Consider the following 20,302-nt stretch of genomic DNA (forward strand, 5'->3'; position numbering starts at 1 on the left):
AGCAATAAAAAAAAGCCCCAATGGGGCTTTTTTTTATTGCTCTACATATTCAATTAAGTGATCTAACACAATGTGAAAATGCAATGTAATGTCTTCTTCTAAAATTTTATAGGCATTATCAAACTGAACCATTGGCCAACCTTCTTTCCAAAATGGAAAAATATTGTGTAAACCTTCAGTCACGATCGCATCTTCACGACTAATCGCTTGAGCAACTTGAGCTAAAACCTGAGCGGTTTCTGCACCATCCATAGCTAAATAATCAAGACCACGTGCTTTAAAAATACGGATACGGTCTTTTTTATAACGAATCTTTTTCGCCTGACCTGAATTCAAGCCTAATGCCAGCGTAGCCGCTTCTACAAACTTTTCTTCAAAGTTTGCACTCAATGCAACTAAAGCCTGTTTATGTGCTTCTTGACGCCCAGCTTTCCCCCCATTACGGATAATCTCATTTGCTTCCGTATCTAGCTTATCTTTTTTCATAGACTGTAAAATGTCTAAAATTTCGATATCGCTTAGAGATTCAGGAGATTGCTCAAACATAGGAGTCCTTATACATACAACTAAAGGCATATTCTCTCATAAAAGCACTACTAAAGCAGAGTAAAATTTTAAATAGCCTATTATCTTGACTATTTTTATAGTCCTAACTTCATAGACTACACTCATAAAATCAAATAATTCTTTGGTTATAATTTTAATTATTTGCCAAATTAATTTTACCCTGGTAATATTATTTTACCCAGATAAAAATATACGTCTAAAATGAATACTAAAATCACCTATACTGCTTTCACTGGAAGCACGCTTATTGCGAGTGACTCCCTAGTTGAACTTGCAAAAAAACTTAAAGATCTTCCGAAACCAACGGAAAATATTCTGATTTTTAATGATCAAACAGGTCAACAAATTGATCTTGATCTTTCTGGTTCGGAACAAGAATTTCAACAACGTTATGCTGAACCGGAAGAAATTAAAAAAGTTGGACGACCTAAACTCGGAGTAATTTCTCGTGAAATCACTTTACAGAAAAAACATTGGGATTGGTTAGATCAACAAAGTGTGAGTGCATCAGCAATAATTCGTAAGTTAATTGATAAAGAGTTAAATAACCCAAATTCTGAAGGTAATATTATGCTCGCTAAACAAGCCATCGACCGTTTTATGTCTTCCATGTTGGGTAATATGCCAAATTACGAAGAAGCAACACGCGCCTTATATCAAGGCGATCGAGATATATTTTTAAAGATGATTCAGAGCTATCCTAAAGATTTAAGAGAATATTTAACTTTAAAAACTCAAAGTATTTTCTAAACCCAATAAAAAAACCCGCTTACGCGGGTTTTTTCAAAATCAATCCAGCCTATTAAAGACGGACTAATTCCACAACTTTTTCAGCTGCCTCTTCAACGGTTTCAGCAGTAACTTCTGTATCTGTGCCTTCCACAGCCGTAGTGATAACCACAACACCTGTCTCACGCAATAAAGTAATTTGCTCAGCAGTTAAGTTGGCTTTTGCAATCGCAACTACACCTTGTTGGATCAATAAACTTTCTAAAACTTGAGCTTTCTCGATTAACTGTGCAGAAATCCCAATCACCGCAGGCTTTTGACCCAAACGTGCAGCACGATCTTCAGCAGTTACAGGGTTGCTATGTGCAGCCCACTCTACCGCAGACTCAACCATACCCGCACCAACCGTTACATTGCTTAAACGATCAATGAAAATAAATGAACCTGTGTATCGTGAATCTTGATATTGATCAAACACGACTGGCGCATCAAACTCAACAACAACGTCTGCAATTGCATTTAATTCAAGCTCTTCCACCTGAGTATGCTCAAGCGTATTCACATTCACACGATAGTGAATGTTAGTCACTTTTGCAGGAACAGTCTGTGTACCAATCTTAACGTTGTACAACTTGCCCTTGACTAGTGGGTGTTCATTCATCCACACCACTGAAGCACGAACACTGCGTGAAATTAATGGCTGTTCACCTGCACGTACTAATACATTGCCGCGGCTAATATCAATTTCATCATTCAACGTTAATGTAACCGCCTGACCCGCAACAGCTTGATCTAGATTTCCATCAAATGTTACGATTTCTTTAACTGTTGAGCGCTTACCTGATGGTAATGCAACAATTTCATCACCAACATTGATTTTACCTAAAGCAACAGTACCAGCGAAACCACGGAAATCTAGATTTGGACGGTTCACATATTGAACAGGAAAACGAAATTCGCGTTTGTTTGATTCACGACTAATTTCAACTGACTCAAGAATGCTCATCAAGGTTTGACCCTTGTACCAAGCTGTATGCTCAGAAGTATTTACCACGTTATCGCCATTTAAAGCAGAAATCGGTACAAATTGAATATTAGCTGGACGACGATCACCTAACTGGTTCACGAAAGTATCATATTCAACCTGAATTTCGTTAAAACGTCCTTCAGAGAACTCAACTAAATCCATTTTATTAATGGCAACAACAATATTTTTAATACCAAGTAAACTTGCAATAAAAGTATGACGACGTGTTTGCGTCTGCACACCATAACGCGCATCAATCAAGATAATTGCAAGATCAGCGGTTGATGCACCTGTTGCCATATTACGGGTATATTGTTCATGCCCAGGCGTGTCAGCAATAATAAACTTACGCTTTTCCGTTGAAAAATAGCGGTAAGCCACATCAATGGTAATACCCTGCTCACGCTCAGCTTGTAAACCATCTACAAGTAATGCTAAGTCTGGTGCATCGCCCGTGGTTCCAACTTTTTTACTATCACGCGTTACAGCTTGCAATTGATCTTCATAAATCAATTTTGAGTCGTAGAGTAAACGTCCAATTAAAGTACTTTTACCATCATCTACGTTACCGCAAGTCAAAAAGCGCAATAGGTCTTTTTGTTCATGTTGCTTCAAATAGGCCAAGATATCTTGACTGATTAATTCTGATTGATGAGACATTGCTCAAACTCCACAAATTTAGAAATTGTCTTAGAAATAGCCTTCTTGCTTTTTCTTTTCCATTGAGCCCGCTTCATCATGGTCAATCATACGACCTTGACGCTCAGAACTCGTGGCTAAAAGCATTTCTTGGATAATTTCAGGTAACGTATCCGCTTCAGACTCAACTGCACCAGTTAATGGATAACAGCCAAGCGTACGGAAACGTACAGACTTCATCTGTGGAACTTCACCCTCTTTTAAACGCATACGTTCATCATCAACCATGATTAACGTACCGCTACGCTCCACTACCGGACGAACAGCAGAGAAATAAAGAGGAACAATTTGAATATTTTCTAAATAGATATATTGCCAGATATCCAACTCAGTCCAGTTAGATAATGGGAATACACGAATACTTTCACCTTTATTCACTTTACCGTTGTAAAGATTCCAAAGTTCAGGACGCTGGTTTTTCGGATCCCAACGATGCTTACTATCACGGAATGAATAAACACGTTCTTTCGCGCGTGATTTTTCTTCATCACGGCGTGCGCCACCAAAAGCAGCATCAAATTGATATTTATCCAAAGCCTGTTTCAAAGCTTGGGTTTTCATAATATCTGTATATTTTGAGCTACCATGATCGAATGGATTGATTCCAGCTTCGCGACCTTCTTTGTTCTGATGAACGATTAAATCAAAGCCATGCGTTTTTGCCATGTTATCGCGAAATGAAATCATCTCTTTAAATTTCCACCCAGTATCTACATGTAATAATGGGAATGGAAGTTTAGCTGGGTAAAACGCTTTTAACGCAAGATGAAGCATTACCGCCGAGTCTTTACCAATTGAGTAAAGCATTACCGGATTTTCAAATTCAGCAGCAACTTCACGAATAATATGAATGCTTTCAGCTTCAAGTTGCTTGAGATGTGTGAGTCTTGATTCAGTCATGAACACGTCCTTCTCTATCCATTTTGCCCATAAAATCTAGAAGTGGTATTAAACCGCCACCTAGAAGACCATGTGGAGGAACGAGTGCCATAACAACTCCAATTTTTTCGTAAGAGATAATCCAACCACAAGCCTTTATATGGCTTATAGCATTAGTTATGCATTATAGTGATTTAAAACCGATTTCTTTTGCTTGTTTTTTCATATTGATATTCGATTTCATCATATACATGTAATATGCTGATTCACTTGCATAACTTGGCAATCGTAGCTTGTATAGCCAACTTAAGCAAATCATGATCTACTCTTTAGATTCCTCTAAAAACCATAAAAAAAGAGAAGCCTTAATAGCTTCTCTTTTGTAAAACATAATCTAATCTTAGAAACCGAACATTTTACGTTCTAATGGAATTTCAATCCCAATAGATGCGCCTGCATCATTACCTTCTAGATCTGAATCACTTACCCAGCCATTAATTTTTAATGGAAGATCAGGCTTGATGAAATGTGTCCAAGTTAAATCAAGGGCTTTAATTTCATCGTCTTTAGGGAATGCTTTATTAATTGCCCGGTCAGATTGGTTAACCTTAACCACCATAGCACGACCACTTAAACGGTTCATGACATCAAAGCGGATATCACCACCCACTGAATACATTTGCCCATCACCACCCATCGCGTGGCCTAATGGGTAACCATGCTGGTAATAGCCATCTTTATAAGTTGAATGTGCATAAGAGATACCTCTTACATCGCCATTCGTACGTGTATCTGCCCATTCTGCATAAAGTTGATAAGGCAAGTTATTGTAGCTAGATGAATAGTCCACACCTGCTAAGTACATTTTCTTAGAAGGTAAACCACCTGCTTCATCTTCACCTACATATTGTCCATATATACTGACTGGAACTTGGAATAGCGGTTGTAGTAATAAGCGACCATCAAAGCCTGCAATTTGGTTTGAAGGATCTGCTTCACCAGTTCCACCATTATCTTTATTGCCGACAAATGCATCCCATAAAGAACTAAAGCTTTCAGGACGTCCATCCCCCCCCCATTGAATAGCACGCGATGCGCCTAACTCAATATATGGCAACGGTTGTGCAGTTACACGCAAGCCAATTAATTTAGCATCAGGGACTGCTTTATAGTCATCTAATTGACCAGCAAAAGCTTGATATTGCCAAGGCCCAATCCAAGATAACCATTTTGAATCAAAAGCATTTTGCACAGCACGTTGTGCCGTTACACCATAAACCGGACGGCTAGCATCACCACGAATTAAGCTACCATCATGGCCAGGACCCCACCATGTTGGAATTTGACCTGCAACTACCCACTGATTCCAAAGTTTACCAGCAACATATGAACCTTCAACATTCACATCTTGTCCATTATCAATTTGTGGATCTTTTTCTGCATTTACTCGAATTCTTGCATCCCAGTTTTCACCACCTGCATTAAACTCTAAAGAACCTTGATATTGAGCCTTTTGGTTATCACCGAATGCTTGCGGAATATTTTTGCTATCGGTTGCAGCAAAAGCACCCACTTTAACCGTATTATTATCTGCTTTTAATGCATTAAGAACGGAATTAATAACTTTTTGTTGAGCTGGATGAGACACTTCTGCCCGAGAGAGTGCTCGATGAATTTCATCACCACTTAACGGCCAAGTTGAAGTGCTAATATTGATAACACCTTGTTGATTCAACCAATTTAAGTCTGTACGTAAGTCCTCATTATTTAGCACTAAACCTTGTGCAAAAATAGTGGATGAAGCAGTTGCCAATATTGCAATCGAAAGTGTTTTTCTTAGAAACATGCCAGCCAATTCTCAAAGTTATTTATGAGCAACACCTTAAATTTTTTATCTCAACTTTGCAATTGTTAAACTGTGCAATTACATTTTTTAACGCTATCTTAAGATTAGTGTAGATAGGTAAGTTTTTGAGATATAAAGGTAATAAAAAAGGCAGTATTTATACTGCCTTTTTGCCTTTAGAGAAGATTAACCTTCTTTACGGCGCATGTGTGGGAATAAAATTACATCGCGAATACTTGGTGCATCGGCAAATAACATGACCAAACGATCAATACCGATACCTTCACCTGCTGTAGGTGGTAAGCCATACTCAAGCGCTTCAACGAACTCTGCATCGTAATGCATTGCTTCATCATCACCAGCATCTTTCTCTGCAACTTGAGCTTGGAAACGTTCAGCCTGATCAATCGGATCATTTAACTCGCTAAAACCATTTGCCAATTCACGTCCACCGATGAAAAACTCAAAACGGTCGGTAACATGTGGATTGTCATCATTACGGCGAGCCAGCGGAGATGTTTCAGCTGGGTATTCAGTAATAAATGTTGGCTGACGAAGTTTAGTTTCAACAGTTTCTTCAAATACGATAGTTTGAAGCTTACCTAAACCAAAACCAGGTTTAACTTGTTCTTTTAATTCTTCACGAATAAATTGAGCAAGGAACTCACGATCGCCAACATTTTCCGGTGTAAACTGTGGGTTATTCTCTAAAATCGCATCAAACATAGAGATTTTCTTGTAGGGCCCTTTGAAGCTAAACACTTCACCTTGGTAAGGCACATCAGTTGTACCCAAAATATCCAAGGCCAACTTTTCAATCATATTTTCAGTTAATGCCATCAAGTCTTTATAATCAGCGTAGGCTTGATAAAACTCGATCATCGTAAATTCAGGGTTATGACGTGTTGAAACACCTTCGTTACGGAAGTTACGGTTAATTTCAAACACACGCTCAAAACCACCAACAACCAAACGCTTTAAGTACAGCTCAGGTGCAATACGCAAGAATAATGGCATATCCAAAGCATTGTGATGTGTTTCAAACGGACGTGCAGATGCGCCACCTGGAATCACATGCATCATTGGCGTTTCAACTTCCATGAAACGTTCATTGTTTAAAAACGCTCGAATTCCAGCCACGACTTTAGCGCGGATTTCAAAAGTCTTACGTGTTTCTTCATTCACAATTAAGTCAAGGTAACGTTTACGGTACTTAACTTCTGTGTCATTTAAACCATGAAATTTATCTGGTAACGGGCGAAGCGATTTCGTTAAAAGCTCAAAGCCTTCAAGATGAACATATAAATCACCTTTTCCTGAACGTCCGATATAACCTTCAGCAGCAATAATGTCACCAAGATCTAGACCTTTAATGGTCTCAAGAATATCTTTTGGTAAACCTTTACGGTCAACATATAGCTGAATACGACCTGTCATATCTTGAATAACCATGAAAGAACCACGGTTTAACATGACACGACCAGCAATTTTTACATAGACATGCTCAGCGCTTTCAATTTGTTCTTTCGACTGATCTTTAAATTGTTCTTGTAGATCAGCAGCGTAATGTTCACGCTTAAACGTATTCGGCCAAGGACTCTTTCCAGTTTCCTTCGCAACATCTTGGATTTGCTTTAATTTGGCATGACGCTGTGCAATTAAATCGTTTTCGGAAATAGTTGGTTCAGAAGTCGATTGAGCGTTTTGTTGCGTCATCTCTGCCTCGATTAAGTAAAAATTAAGTGCTATATCTTAACAGATTGCGGGAGTTTTTCGAATGATTTCAATCAAACAAAAATTAAAAAAGACAATTTTATAGAACCGAACACTACTTTTTAAAGGCAAAATGACTTAGACCAATCGCTAAGATCATTTTTTAAAGCATTTAGTAAAATATAAAAAAATCCAAATAACCTCGATATTCAAAAGGCCCTATTTGCCTTTTATTTTATCAATGAGATTGTGTAGTAAATAATGAAAATTCTATTTTTACATGGCTTGGATTCTTCTCGTGAGTCGACAAAGTTCCATGCCATTTTACATCCTGAAAAATTTTGTATTGACGTCGATTATCGTAACTTAAGTTATGCATCTGTTGAGTACTTCTACCATCAGGTTATTCAGACGATCAAACCAGATTTGTTGGTGGGCCATAGCATTGGAGGCTATTGGGCGCTAAAAACTGCTGCTCAACATAAATTAGCTGTTATTGTGGCGAATCCAAGTCTTACACCTAATTTTCGGGAGGACTACCCTCAACTTTCTGAAGAAGAACTCATTCTCTCTAATCCTAAAATGGCCTATTTAGAATTAGGAGATGAGCAACTTGATATGTATCAGGTTCAAGAAAAACTTGCTCCTTATATGAACATTGAAACTTTTGAAGGTGGACATCATCGCTTGGCCTATCCTTCGCGAATTAATGATCTGATTATAAAAATTTATAAAAAATATTTGGCTTAGACTTACTATAGTTTGATTATATAAAACTGGTGTATATGTGAGTAAAAGAAGCTCTATTTTGCTTCTGCCATTTTTTTAACCACATCAAAACCTTGAACAAAGCCACTTTTCAACATGCCCATATATTCAGGTAAGGTGGCCACTTCAACTTTTAGAGCGGTTATATTATCTTTTTGGGTTAGAAAATATTTTTCTAAGGAACCACTCCACCCTTTAACCTCTTCACTTTCTAAATCCTCCTTACCCTCCTTAATCATTCCTAAATGTTTAAAAATCAATATTTCCGGTTTTTGCATTTGTTCAATCGTAGAAACCATTCCATTGCCTTCACCGTCAAGAAAATAAGTTTTACCACCGATTTCCCAGTCGGTACGCATGGTGGAATCCGGTGCAAAGAATTTCGTCCAAGCGTTATATGTCTCGCTATTCCAAAGTATGTCCCATACTTTTTCTATAGGCGCCTCAATTTCCACTTCATATACTAAATTTTCCATATTTCACTTCCCTGATTTATACCGTCTTAATGACAGCAAATTTTAATTTTCGGTTTTAATAATGACATTCTGTCACATCATAGTTTGTTGTTATTTAGCTTTCGTATGAAATGAATCTTTAAATTATGAGGTGCTCTTTATTTCAAGATACTTTCACAAATAAAATTAATTATAAGAATGCATTAGTTATTATTCGTTTATGGCGAAGTTTTGCCTAAATAACCAGTTATTTGTCCTAACCTGCCATTCATCTTTACTTACGAATGATTAAACTCCGTTATTTACTTTACTTTGAATGTAGAACTGCGTAAAAATTTGATATCCGATCAAAGGCACATTGGTTATTATTGACCGGATCGTAGTTACATTATTAATAGATGGAATAGTTTTACTGAAAGGCAGCTTTGAGCAAACTTATCAGTGCGGAGAGTCTCATGAAAAAATATCAATGTATCGTTTGTGGATGGATTTATGACGAAGCGGAAGGTTGGCCACAAGACGGCATTGCAGCTGGAACAAAATGGGAAGATATTCCAGATGACTGGACTTGCCCTGATTGCGGCGTTTCAAAAGCTGACTTCGAAATGATCGAAATCTAAGAACGTAAAGTAAAAGGCCATGATCGACATGGTCTTTTTTACGAATATTACCCATCACCGTATTAAATAAATAATTCTAACTCTGGAGAAAAAAATGCATCCTATCGTCATTATCGGATCAGGCATGGCGGGTTATACCTTAGCACGTGAGTTTCGTAAGCTTAGCCCAGAGCAAGAACTTGTGATGATTTGTGCGGATGATGCAGTGAACTATGCAAAGCCAACATTATCAAATGCATTTGCAGGTAAAAAAGCACCAGAACAGATTCCATTAGGTGATGCTGCTAAAATGGGTACTCAACTCAATATGCGTATTGAGCCTTTTACTTTTGTAAAAGAGATTTTAGCTGAACACCATGAGCTTGTTTTAGAGAAGGATGGTGTAACGTCGAAGCAACCCTACTCAAAACTAATTTTAGCCGTGGGTGCTAATCCAATTCGCCTTGCAATTGCAGGTGATGGTAGCGATGACATTCATGTCGTGAACTCACTGATTGATTACCGCACTTTCCGTGAAAATCTAGCTCAGCGTAAAGACAAACGTGTTGTTATTTTGGGCGCCGGTTTAATTGGTTGTGAATTTGCCAATGACTTACTTCATAGTGAATATGACATCACTGTAATTGATTTGGCTCCTCAGCCATTGGGTCGTTTACTTCCATCACATATTGCTTCTGCATTCCAGCAGAACCTTGAAGAAGCTGGAGTAAAATTCGCTTTAGGAACCACGGTTGAGAAAGTCAGCAAAGTTAATAATGGCGAAGATTATGCGATAACCCTCGCAAACGGACAAACATTGGTTGCTGACCTTGTTCTTTCTGCAATTGGCTTACAACCAAATATTTCACTTGCTAAAAGTGCAGATATTCAAACCAGCCGTGGCATTATTACCAATGGTTTACTGGAAACAAATCAAGCAGACATCTATGCAATTGGGGATTGCGCAGAAGTAAACGGTACCTTACTTCCATATGTTATGCCGATTATGCAACAGGCTCGTGCCCTCGCAAAAACACTCAGTGGACAACAAACTACCGTTCATTACCCTGCTATGCCCGTTGCAGTAAAAACTCCAGCGGCTCCGCTTACAGTATTGCCTGCTCCAGTTGATGTAGAAGTGAACTGGGAAACAGAAGAGTTCGACGATGGTATGCTTGCCAAAGCAATTGACAATGAAGGAACATTGCGTGGTTTTGTATTGCTAGGTGCAACCGCAGGTAAACAACGCTTAGCTTTAACAAAGCTTGTTCCAGATCTTATTCCAGCCCAAGCATAAGGTTTGTATCAGGAATACTCACTTAGAGAGTATTCCTTTAAGGAATGAATAACATGAATAGCGCCTTACAGTTTAACATTTCACCGTACACATCTTTCATGCAAGAAACCAAAGTCAACTTAGGCAATGGAATTGAATTACATGTAGAAGTGGGCGGAAAACCAGAACATCCAACCATTTTGCTGATTATGGGTCTTGGCGCCCAAATGCTTTTTTGGCCAGATTTCTTCTGTAAATCGCTGATTGATCAAGGATTTCGTGTTATTCGTTTTGATAACCGTGATATTGGCCTTTCTTCAAAAGTACGTCATGAAGGTAAACGGTTAAATACTGTTAAATTGATGGGCCGCTTTGCACTGGGGCTAACTAATCAGGGTGCGCCTTATACTCTGCATGATATGGCAGACGATGTATCTATGCTCATTGATCGTTTAGGCGTGAACAAAGCGCATGTGATTGGTGCATCAATGGGTGGGATGATTGCTCAAATTCTTGCAGCAAAATATCCCGAAAAGGTTGAAAAATTAGGGCTTATGTTTACAAGTAATAATCAGCCTTTTTTACCCCCCCCTTTTCCTAAGCAACTTTTGAGTTTAATTGGTAAACCCGAGTCCCGTGATGAAGAAGGTATTGTTAATCATAGTTTAAAACTATTTCAATTGATCGGTTCACCTGGTTATCTCAACCAAATTGAAGCAATACAAACCGCACGCAAGCTTTATCAACGTAGCTACTATCCTGCTGGTGTACTTCAGCAGTTTTTAGCAATATTATGTACAGGTTCCTTGCTTCAACTGGACCGTAAAATTAAGCAACCCGCTTTAGTCTTACATGGCTCTCGCGATCGTTTACTTCCACCTAGCCACGGTAAGGCTGTAGCAAAAGCAATTCCCGGTGCTAAGTTTGAATTAATTGATGGAATGGGGCATGATATCCCTGCACATTTTATTCCACAGCTTAGCGGTTTATTTGCGCATCATTTTAAATCATCAGACTAGGACACTATGGCTGCATTACCCTCACTAAGACAGCTATCATATTTAGTTACGTTGTCGGAAACTTTGCATTTTACTGAAGCAGCACGCCGCTCTTTTGTCACTCAATCGACGTTATCAGGCGGTATTATGGAGCTTGAACGGTTATTAGGTGGCGTTCTAGTAGAACGTGATCGTCAGAATGTGCGTTTAACACCTTTAGGTGAACAAGTCGTTGCTCGCGCCCGTGTACTACTAGCAGATGCTCAAGATTTAATGCGTTTGAGCCGTGAAATGAGTGAACCGTTAACAGGTGATTTGCATTTGGGTGTTATCCCAACCATTGCACCTTTTATCCTGACACGGTTACTTAATGAAGTGCATCAGCAGTTACCTAAAATTCAGCTGCATTTGCATGAAGCACAAAGTGAAAAAATTGTAGAGCGCCTAGAACACGGTAATCTAGATATGATCGTTCTTGCTCTACCATTTGACACGAGAGGTCTAAAAACCGCTGAAATTTCGAAAGAAAATTTGTACCTTGTATGTAGTAAGCAAGATACTAATGCTCTTCAAGCAAACTCTCTAGATGATCTTGATTTATCAAGATTAATTTTGCTTGAAGAAGGCCACTGTTTACGTGACCACGTTTTAAGTGCATGCCCTATCGGTGAGCGTAAAAACGACAATCGTTTAAAAGCAAGCTCTTTACCAACATTAGTTGAAATGGTTTCTTCTGATTTAGGCTTTACGCTTTTACCAGAAATTGCAATTGAAAATAGTATGATCAAGTTTAATGATCAGATTACTGCAAAACCAATTGAAGATGCACCGAGCCGTACCTTAGCACTAGTGACTCGTAAGAGTACGCCATTGCAAAGTGAGTTCGATGTCTTACTGCAAATTATGCAGAAAATCACGATAAGATTACATGAATAAAAAAAAGGAGTCTTCGGACTCCTTTTTATTTTATTGAGGGGTTAAAGAAGCCCACTTAAACACCCAAGCGGATTGCATATTCAAACTATTATCAGCAATAATTTTTTGTCTAATAATTTGTGCAATGGCATAGTCATTTGCAGGGTCTACCATGACTCGTATTCCTTTAGTCGTTGCACTGGTTACAACTTTGTACCCTTTCGCCTCTAACTGCGACTGAACCGTACTTGCCTTACTTTGATTAGTGGCTAATGCAACTTGTACCATCCATTTCTTTTCTCCATTTTCCAAAATTTCTTTAGCGACAGCTGCATCAAGTTGCTTTTTACCGTCAAATTTTTTCTTTTCTTCTATTTTCTTAGTGGGAACATCTTCGATTTTCTTTTGGGCTAAAAACTCATCTTGTTTTGGTTTTCTTTTTTGGATGAGTACTTTTTTATTTTTCTCACCATTTTTGTTAGCTTTAACATTAGAAGAATTTACAAAATAAGGATATATCGCTTGGTCATCAAACCTTTGAAATACGATGATATCCCCATAACACTTCTGATCTGCATAGGCGGTCACTGGTATTATCCCCAAAAGTATTTTAATAAGTAAACTTCTAATAAAGCATTGCATCTTATTCATTTACCAAAGTTAAGTATATTTAATGCGGCGTATTAAAGTAGATTTCTTGTGATTTGTATATTTTTAAAATTCAATGTTTTATGTAAAAAATCACATATTTTCAAAACATATTGCAGTGCTTCAAATTATTATCGTTTATCCAGCAACCATTTAGAAAAACTAACTAAATTACTTTGAATTTCAGATAATTAAAAAAGCCGACATTTTGTCGGCTTTTATTTAATCTCGTGAGTTCATTATTTAATAATTTCTAATAATGCCCTTTGAGCATTATGCAATTTTTCACCCTCTGCTGGCTCAGCACGAATCCAAGTACCATCACCTTGTAGCAGCCATGCCTGTTGATTATCTTGTAAGTAGTTCACTAATCCTTGTTGATAAATACGTTTTTTCAACGCAGGGTCTTCAACAGGAAAACACGCTTCAACACGATTAAATAAATTACGGTCCATCCAGTCTGCACTTGAACAGTAAATACGTGCATCACCATTATTACTAAAATAATAAACGCGAGTATGCTCAAGGAAACGTCCTACAATTGAACGCACTCGAATATTTTCTGATAAGTTAGGCAAACCCGGACGTAAACAGCAAATCGAACGGATAATCAGGTCAATCTGAACACCCGCCTGAGAAGCTTCGTACAATTTATTGATTAACTGGACTTCGGTTAATGCATTTACTTTAACAATGATTTGAGCTTTACGCCCTGCTTTAGCATTGGCAATTTCTTCATCAATAAAGTTAATGAGCTGAGCATGTAAGGTAAATGGTGCATGTAATAGCTTTTTCAATTTCGCCATTTTGCCCATACCGGTCAATTCTTGGAAGATACGGTGTACGTCTTCACATAGATCTTTATCCGTGGTCATGAGACCATAATCCGTATAAATTCGTGCATTCATCGCATGGTAATTACCTGTTCCTAAATGAACGTAACGCACCAGTTTATTATTTTCACGGCGTACCACCAAGATCATTTTGGCGTGGGTTTTATAGCCGACTATGCCATAAACAACGACTGCTCCAGCCTCTTGTAAAACGTTTGCTACTTCAATATTTGATTCTTCATCAAAGCGAGCACGTAATTCAATAACTGCAATAACTTCTTTTCCGTTACGCGCCGCTTCAGCCAAAATTTGCACAATTTCAGAATCAGCACCACTACGATATAACGTCTGCTTAATTGCTAATACTTGCGGATCACGTGCAGACTCGCGTAGCAATTGAATAACCGGCGCAAAAGATTCAAAGGGATGATGCAGTAAAATATCCTGTTTTTGCATTGCCGAGAAAATACTCTCGGTCTTTTTAAACACTTTAGGCACAATTGGTGTATGCGAGTCATAACGCAAATGAGGACGCTTAAAATTTGAAACCAGACGAGCTAAGTTTACCGGACCATCAACTTTATATAATTGCTCATCGGTTAAATCGAACTCTTCAAGTAAATATTCATAAATGTGTTGAGGACAGTTATGGGTCACTTCCAAACGAACCGCGCGACCGAAACGACGAGAACTTAATTCACCTTTTAATGCTTTAGCTAAGTCTTCAACATCTTCATTCAATGCCAAGTCTGCATTACGTGTAACACGGAATTGGTAACATCCAGTTGCTGTCATTCCCGGGAATAAATCAGACACATGCTCATGGATAATTGCCGATAACATCACGTGATGTTCTTTACCACCTGTTAATTCATCAGGTAGTCGTACAACGCGAGGTAATGAACGTGGTGCCGGCACAACAGCCAAATCGATTTGACGGCCAAAAGCATCTTTACCTTCAAGGGTAATAATGAAGTTCAAGCTTTTATTCACAAGTCGAGGAAATGGATGTGCTGGATCTAAGCTAATTGGTGTTAATACAGGTGCAACTTGTTCCTGAAAATATTTTTTTACCCAAGCAGACTGAGCTGGAGTTAATTCACCACGACGTAGGAAGCAAATATCTTCTTCACGTAGCTTAGGTAAGATTTGCTCATTTAAAATACGATATTGACGCTCAATCGCAGCATGAGCAGTTTCAGATATTTTTTGTAAAACCTGTCTTGGCGTAAGACCATCAGGGCTACGACTTTCATTGCCTAGAGAAAATTGCTCCATTACTCCTGCAACACGAATTTCAAAGAACTCATCGAGATTACGTGAAAAAATGAGCAAGAAATTCATTCGTTCAAGCAATGGATGTAAAGGGTCTACCGCTTGTTCCAATACACGTAAATGGAAGTCAAGAATAGACAATTCACGATTGATATAACGGTCATTATAACTATATTCTATTGGGGTCGTTGCTGTAATCGCTGTATTCATGTCTAACTCTATTCTCTATCCAGCCAAATCTCTATGAACCAGTATGCTGCAAAAATATGACAATTTGGTAAAAACTAAAAAATTAACACATCTTTAAAACAGCATTATTCAGGAATTTGGGTGCCATTCATATAACGTAAAATAACGCGTTTTCTATATTGTAGTTTATGATCATTGCGGTGATCTTGATAATATTTCGGATCAGGCAATAATGCAGCTAAAAAAGCAGCTTGTTCGCGCGTTAAGCTTTTAGCACTTTTCCCATAATAATATTGAGCGGCTGCTTCAATACCATACCGATTTTTACCGAATTCAACTGAGTTCATATACACTTCAAGAATTCGACGTTTTGACCACATCCGCTCCATCATCCAAGTCGCGACTGTTTCTTGGCCTTTACGAATAAATGAACGTTTATTGTATAAAAACAAGTTCTTTGCAAGCTGTTGAGACACGGTAGAACCGCCAGCAACAATCTCACCCTTTTCATTATTTCGCTCAAGAGCAAAACGAATACCCTGCCAGTCAAAACCATGGTGATGAATAAACTTTGCGTCTTCGCCCGCTAAAATCGCATGTTTGAAATTGTCGCTAATATCATCATAGTCGCGCCATTCATGAATGATCGGCTCTGATGTATCAGACCAATAATCAATTCGCATGAACATGGTCGTATCCACTTCATGTGTCCGCCACCAGACCAAACTCGAAAAAATCCAAAGTTGAATAAGGAGAATCGCCCCAATAAAAATTAACAACACGCGAACAATAAAAGCTTTCATGTTCGTCCTGATCTCCTGTATTCAACTTTTTTCATGTTAAGCTGTAAAGCATGTTCATATATAACAAAAGCATAGCATGACTCAATATCAGCCTCCGCACATTAATCGTAAACTCAATGTACAAAATTGGTGGCTGACCGCCCTACTCATCGCAATCAATGTAGGTTTGTTTGTCTGGCAAATTGCGACTGGTGTCGATATTAGTGACCCAGCCATGAAAGATGCCATTCATTGGGGGGCTGATTTTACACCACTTACTTTTTCTGGGCAGCCCGAACGTTTATTTACCAGCATGTTTTTTCATTTTGGTTTAGTTCATCTCATGCTTAACATGTGGGCCCTCTATATTTTCGGTAATGTTGCTGAGTCACTATTTGGCCGCTTCTATTTTATTGGGATATACTTACTCGCTGGCTTATTCGGTAGCCTTTTAAGTAGTTATATGACCATTCAAAATGGACATGAATTACTGCAACATTTCGACCAAAGCTTACTTCCTCATGTCAGTGCCGGCGCATCGGGTGCTGTAATGGGATTAGGTGCTGCGTTAACAGTTCTTTCTTTATTTCCACCTCTGCCTCATCAAGCCTACATACTTGATAAAAAAGCATTATTAATGATTATGGCAATCAACCTTATTTTTGGTTTTGTCGCAACTGGCATTAATAATGCCGCACATATTGGCGGCATGGTTATTGGAGCATTTCTTGCACTGATGTGGTACTTAAGCTATGTCAGCAAGTTTAAAAACACACTCAAAATTTTAGGTCTTTTAGGTGCAGTTTTAATTACAGGTGGTTTTTATATGTACTGTGTACAACTCAATTCACCTTTACTTCCGTTATGGCATGAAATCATCATCCAAAACCCCGGAATTATTCCTTAAGTTACAACTGGTTTAATTCTCTTAAGCTTTGTAAAGGTGGTAAGTTGCAAAGATAACCGAGTCGATAACGACCAATCAAAGCACAGACCAGCATCATGCCAAGCGGTAAAATCAGCCATATTTCAAAATGCCACTGTATTGCCATATTCATTTTATAACTAGCAATAGCACTAATTACTTCTGCAAAACAGCAGGCCACTATGCCTGCTAACAATCCTAAAAACCCTATCTCAAAACTAAGCATTTGCTTCATTTTGTTTTTTGACAAACCAAATGAACGTAATAAAGCAACTTCACGGCGTCGCTCATCCATTAATAGATTTAAACATGCAACAAGAACTAATACGCCTGAAAACCCAACTAATGCTGCCAGTACAGTCACAATTTTGACCAAAACATTCATTAAGCGTTTTACTTCATCTAAAATTCGATCAACATCAATAAATACCGTATTCGAAAACTGCTGAATGATATTAATCATTTTTGGTTGATCTAGCTTAGGTACATAAAAGCTACCCAAGTAACTTCCAGCATTTTCATCTAACGTTTTAGGTGAAAAAATAAAGAAAAAGTTAGGGCTAAAACTTTCCCACTCTACACTTCGGAAGTTAATAACTTTGGCCTGTAAAGTGCCTTCTGGCAGACTAAAGCTAAGCTTATCTCCAATTTGAATACCAAGGCTTTCAGCCGTTTTGTTTTCAACAGAAACTTGCCCTACACCACTAAACTGAGCTTGTCCTTTTGTAATGGCATTGTCATTCGGCAATTGATTAGACTGAGTTAAATTTAATTCGCGGCGCAAAGAATTATTCTGTTTTATAGCTTCTTCCGAAAAAGGTACATCATTCTTTGCCAATAATCGGCCACGGATATTTGGATATAACGGCGTGCTTTGCCAACCATTTTGCTTTAATTGTTGTTCAAAATCTTTTAAGTCAAATGGCGGTAACCCATAAACAAATTGATTAGGTGTTCCTTCGGGAAGTTGCTGCTGCCAACGCTGTAATAAATCTGTTCTTAAGACACTTAACACCGTAATGAGGCTTAATCCTAAAGCCAGAGCAGTAATTTGTAATGCACTTTGAGACGGAGAACGAATATAAAAAGACAACCGATTTTTCATCTTTTTTAAGCTATGAAGCAATAACCAAACAGCGGTGTAAAGAAAAATACAAAGAATGATAATAGCAGCCAAAACCGAAATGCTGAGCATCAAGTTTTCACTCAGCACCAAGCTAAAAACAATCAGGCTGCTAATACCGGCAAAAAACATAAAAAATAATGATTTTCGAGATTTTGCCTGTTCACGAATAACCCGAATAGGCGGTGTATTTAAAAGCTCCCAAATACTTGGCAAAATAAATCCAAGCAGTACAATCACACTCGTAAAAATAGCGATTGGTAACGGCCCAAGTAAAAGCGGTATTAGCGAAAAACTTAATTCCAGCTGAGGAATGAGTTGTAACATCAGTTGCAGCAGGCCATACCCCATGACTAAACCTAATAGACTACCCATCACAATCGAAATCGCACTAACAATAGACAGTAGTCCAATATATGCCCACAAGATTTGGAACTTACTTGCTCCTAAACATCTGAGAAGCGCAATGTGATCTTGGTTTTGTTGAACATATCGTTGACTCGTTAAAGCGATGGCAATACCACACAATAAAATCGTTAAAATATTGGCCAATTGCAAAAAGGTATCTAAGTTTTCAAGTGGGCGTAATAATCGACTATTTGACTCACTTGCATCACGTAAACGCAAGCCTGCCGTTTCATCTAATTCTTTATTTGTAGTTTGATGCTGCTGTTTAAACTGCTTAGAGAAAGCTTGAACCTGTTCAGAGCTACCTGCCATTAATAAGCGGTAATCAATTCTGCTTCCTGTCTGAATTGCATGAGTTTTAGCAATATCAGCTTGATGAATAATAACCGTGGGAGAAAAGCCAGAGAAACCTAACTCCTGATTTGAATCACGCACAATCACGCCACTAAAACGGAAGGTGCCATCCGCAATAGAAACAGCATCACCAAGTTTTACTTTAAGTAAATCAGCAGCCCTTTGACTTAGCCAGACTTCACCAGATTGAATTGCTTGCGTCTTTGGCTCAATTTCTAACTGTCCTCTTAATGGAAATAAAGGCTCTATTGCTTTTACATTGACCATAACAAACTGATCTTGGGTATGAGCCATAGAACTAAATAGAGTGACCTTAGTTTGCTTTAAGCCAAGCTGCTCTGCCCTTTTTTTCCAAGACTGTTCAATAGGTTCATTATTTGATAAAACTAAATCAGCACCCAACATTTGCGAAGCTTGCAAACTGACAGCGTTTTTAACTTGGTCATTGCTAAATTTCAGAGCGGTTGTTGCACTGATCGCAAGCGATAGAGCAATTATGAGCAGATATAATCCACCTGTGCGGAAACTTTGTAGTAAAAGTGGTTTTAGAAGATTGCGCATCATTTAACCACCCTGTACTGTCTTTAGTCGGCCGTCGTCTAATTCAACATGACGCTGACAAAGGGTTGCTAGATTACGGTCATGGGTCACCAAAATCAGAGTTGTACCTAACTCTCGATTTAAATCAAAAAGTAGACTCTCAATTTCTTGTGCTGTCTGACCATCTAGGTTTCCAGTCGGTTCATCAGCAAAAATAATTTGTGGTTCTGCAATCAGTGCTCGTGCAATTGCAACACGTTGCTGTTCTCCTCCAGATAAGACTTTAGGTGTTTGTTCAACCTGACGACTAAGTCCCACTCGATGTAACCAATCTAAAGCTTTTTTCTCTGCAGTTTTATAATCGAAATCTTTACGTAACCTCAAGGGCAACATCACATTTTCAAGCGCACTCAACTGAGGTAAAAGTTGAAAAGACTGAAATACAAAACCAATATGCTGCATTCTGATTTGGGCGCGTTGTTCCTCTGTTAGCTGATGAACAGCTTGCCCGCACAACCAAACTTCGCCTTCAGACGGTTGATCTAAAGTCGCCAAAATTCCCAGCAAGGTCGATTTACCTGAGCCAGAACGCCCCGTAATTGCTACCTGTTCCCCTTCAAAAATCTCTAAATCGATCTCTTTTAAAATCGTAAACTGATTTTGGTTAATCTGAATAGTTTGTGTAACTTGATGGGCAGCAATGATGGGTTGTGGCATGATGTAAAAAGTCCTATGTATTCAGAATCAGAGTCGA

The 20,302-nt window shown here is 38.4% G+C and carries 19 protein-coding genes and 1 pseudogene; 8 read left to right on the plus strand and 12 right to left on the minus strand.

The annotated features are described in order from the left end of the window. Positions 1-33: 33 nt before the first annotated feature. Positions 34-546, minus strand: coding sequence for a hypothetical protein (locus AC2117_RS13660; protein ID WP_133974831.1), 513 nt, complete (start codon positions 544-546; stop codon positions 34-36). Between the two features lie 222 nt (positions 547-768). On the opposite strand from AC2117_RS13660, the gene AC2117_RS13665 reads away from it, so the two are divergent. Further along, positions 769-1,317 carry a DUF2239 family protein gene (locus tag AC2117_RS13665; RefSeq protein WP_133974833.1) on the plus strand — a complete coding sequence of 183 codons (549 nt, stop codon included), beginning with the start codon at positions 769-771 and terminating at the stop codon, positions 1,315-1,317. Between the two features lie 52 nt (positions 1,318-1,369). On the opposite strand, the gene cysN is transcribed toward AC2117_RS13665, so the two are convergent. From cysN to lysS, 5 genes and pseudogenes are all read right to left on the minus strand, one after another. Next, positions 1,370-2,983: a sulfate adenylyltransferase subunit CysN gene (gene cysN / locus AC2117_RS13670; RefSeq protein ID WP_133974835.1), complete on the minus strand. Its 1,614-nt coding sequence runs from the start codon at positions 2,981-2,983 to the stop codon at positions 1,370-1,372. 30 nt (positions 2,984-3,013) lie between these two features. Next, complete coding sequence (gene cysD, locus AC2117_RS13675) at positions 3,014-3,922, minus strand: sulfate adenylyltransferase subunit CysD (RefSeq protein ID WP_004641806.1); 909 nt, start codon at positions 3,920-3,922, stop codon at positions 3,014-3,016. Next, positions 3,915-4,047 (minus strand): annotated as a pseudogene (locus AC2117_RS13680) (hypothetical protein). The gene cysD and the pseudogene AC2117_RS13680 overlap by 8 nt, the downstream one beginning before the upstream one ends. A 254-nt stretch (positions 4,048-4,301) precedes the next feature. Further along, a complete protein-coding gene (locus tag AC2117_RS13685; RefSeq protein ID WP_133974837.1) occupies positions 4,302-5,747 on the minus strand; it encodes a capsule assembly Wzi family protein in 1,446 nt (481 codons plus the stop codon). 186 nt (positions 5,748-5,933) lie between these two features. After that, positions 5,934-7,463, minus strand: coding sequence for a lysine--tRNA ligase (gene lysS / locus AC2117_RS13690; RefSeq protein WP_004641802.1), 1,530 nt, complete (start codon positions 7,461-7,463; stop codon positions 5,934-5,936). Positions 7,464-7,721: 258 nt separating this feature from the next. Between lysS and AC2117_RS13695 the strand changes: the two genes are divergently transcribed. Further along, positions 7,722-8,210: a YqiA/YcfP family alpha/beta fold hydrolase gene (locus tag AC2117_RS13695; protein ID WP_133974839.1), complete on the plus strand. Its 489-nt coding sequence runs from the start codon at positions 7,722-7,724 to the stop codon at positions 8,208-8,210. Between the two features lie 53 nt (positions 8,211-8,263). Here the strand turns inward: AC2117_RS13695 and AC2117_RS13700 are convergent, their stop codons facing one another. Further along, positions 8,264-8,704 (minus strand): SRPBCC family protein, encoded by a 441-nt coding sequence (locus tag AC2117_RS13700; protein ID WP_133974841.1) that lies wholly within the window; start codon positions 8,702-8,704, stop codon positions 8,264-8,266. A 434-nt stretch (positions 8,705-9,138) separates the two neighbouring features. On the opposite strand from AC2117_RS13700, the gene rubA reads away from it, so the two are divergent. The 4 genes from rubA (at position 9,139) to oxyR (ending at position 12,492) form a co-directional block, all read left to right on the plus strand. Beyond that, a complete protein-coding gene (gene rubA, locus AC2117_RS13705; protein ID WP_000760495.1) occupies positions 9,139-9,303 on the plus strand; it encodes a rubredoxin RubA in 165 nt (54 codons plus the stop codon). A 94-nt stretch (positions 9,304-9,397) separates the two neighbouring features. After that, positions 9,398-10,579, plus strand: a complete 1,182-nt coding sequence (rubB, locus tag AC2117_RS13710; protein ID WP_133974843.1) for a rubredoxin reductase RubB — start codon at positions 9,398-9,400, stop codon at positions 10,577-10,579. Between the two features lie 53 nt (positions 10,580-10,632). Continuing rightward, a complete protein-coding gene (estB, locus tag AC2117_RS13715; protein WP_197730924.1) occupies positions 10,633-11,577 on the plus strand; it encodes an esterase EstB in 945 nt (314 codons plus the stop codon). A gap of 6 nt (positions 11,578-11,583) precedes the next feature. Beyond that, a complete protein-coding gene (oxyR, locus tag AC2117_RS13720) occupies positions 11,584-12,492 on the plus strand; it encodes a LysR family transcriptional regulator OxyR (protein ID WP_042898222.1) in 909 nt (302 codons plus the stop codon). Between the two features lie 30 nt (positions 12,493-12,522). On the opposite strand, the gene AC2117_RS13725 is transcribed toward oxyR, so the two are convergent. Next, positions 12,523-13,113 (minus strand): SPOR domain-containing protein, encoded by a 591-nt coding sequence (locus AC2117_RS13725; RefSeq protein WP_227549258.1) that lies wholly within the window; start codon positions 13,111-13,113, stop codon positions 12,523-12,525. 57 nt (positions 13,114-13,170) lie between these two features. Between AC2117_RS13725 and AC2117_RS13730 the strand changes: the two genes are divergently transcribed. Continuing rightward, on the plus strand, positions 13,171-13,299 hold the full coding sequence (locus tag AC2117_RS13730) for a hypothetical protein (protein ID WP_081399186.1): 129 nt from the start codon (positions 13,171-13,173) through the stop codon (positions 13,297-13,299). A gap of 59 nt (positions 13,300-13,358) precedes the next feature. Here AC2117_RS13730 and ppk1 read toward each other — a convergent pair whose 3' ends face one another. Next, positions 13,359-15,437, minus strand: coding sequence for a polyphosphate kinase 1 (ppk1, locus tag AC2117_RS13735; protein ID WP_075431292.1), 2,079 nt, complete (start codon positions 15,435-15,437; stop codon positions 13,359-13,361). 104 nt (positions 15,438-15,541) lie between these two features. Continuing rightward, positions 15,542-16,219, minus strand: a complete 678-nt coding sequence (gene mtgA / locus AC2117_RS13740; protein WP_133974845.1) for a monofunctional biosynthetic peptidoglycan transglycosylase — start codon at positions 16,217-16,219, stop codon at positions 15,542-15,544. 76 nt (positions 16,220-16,295) lie between these two features. Between mtgA and AC2117_RS13745 the strand changes: the two genes are divergently transcribed. Further along, the gene (locus tag AC2117_RS13745; protein WP_133974846.1) at positions 16,296-17,105 is read left to right on the plus strand and encodes a rhomboid family intramembrane serine protease; all 810 of its coding nucleotides are present in this window, start codon (positions 16,296-16,298) and stop codon (positions 17,103-17,105) included. A 1-nt stretch (position 17,106) separates the two neighbouring features. Here AC2117_RS13745 and AC2117_RS13750 read toward each other — a convergent pair whose 3' ends face one another. After that, positions 17,107-19,569 carry an ABC transporter permease gene (locus AC2117_RS13750; RefSeq protein WP_133976373.1) on the minus strand — a complete coding sequence of 821 codons (2,463 nt, stop codon included), beginning with the start codon at positions 19,567-19,569 and terminating at the stop codon, positions 17,107-17,109. Between the two features lie 3 nt (positions 19,570-19,572). After that, on the minus strand, positions 19,573-20,265 hold the full coding sequence (locus tag AC2117_RS13755) for an ABC transporter ATP-binding protein (protein WP_133974848.1): 693 nt from the start codon (positions 20,263-20,265) through the stop codon (positions 19,573-19,575). Between the last annotated feature and the right edge of the window lie 37 nt (positions 20,266-20,302).

This window comes from Acinetobacter calcoaceticus, assembly GCF_900520355.1.
GTDB lineage: Bacteria > Pseudomonadota > Gammaproteobacteria > Pseudomonadales > Moraxellaceae > Acinetobacter > Acinetobacter calcoaceticus_C.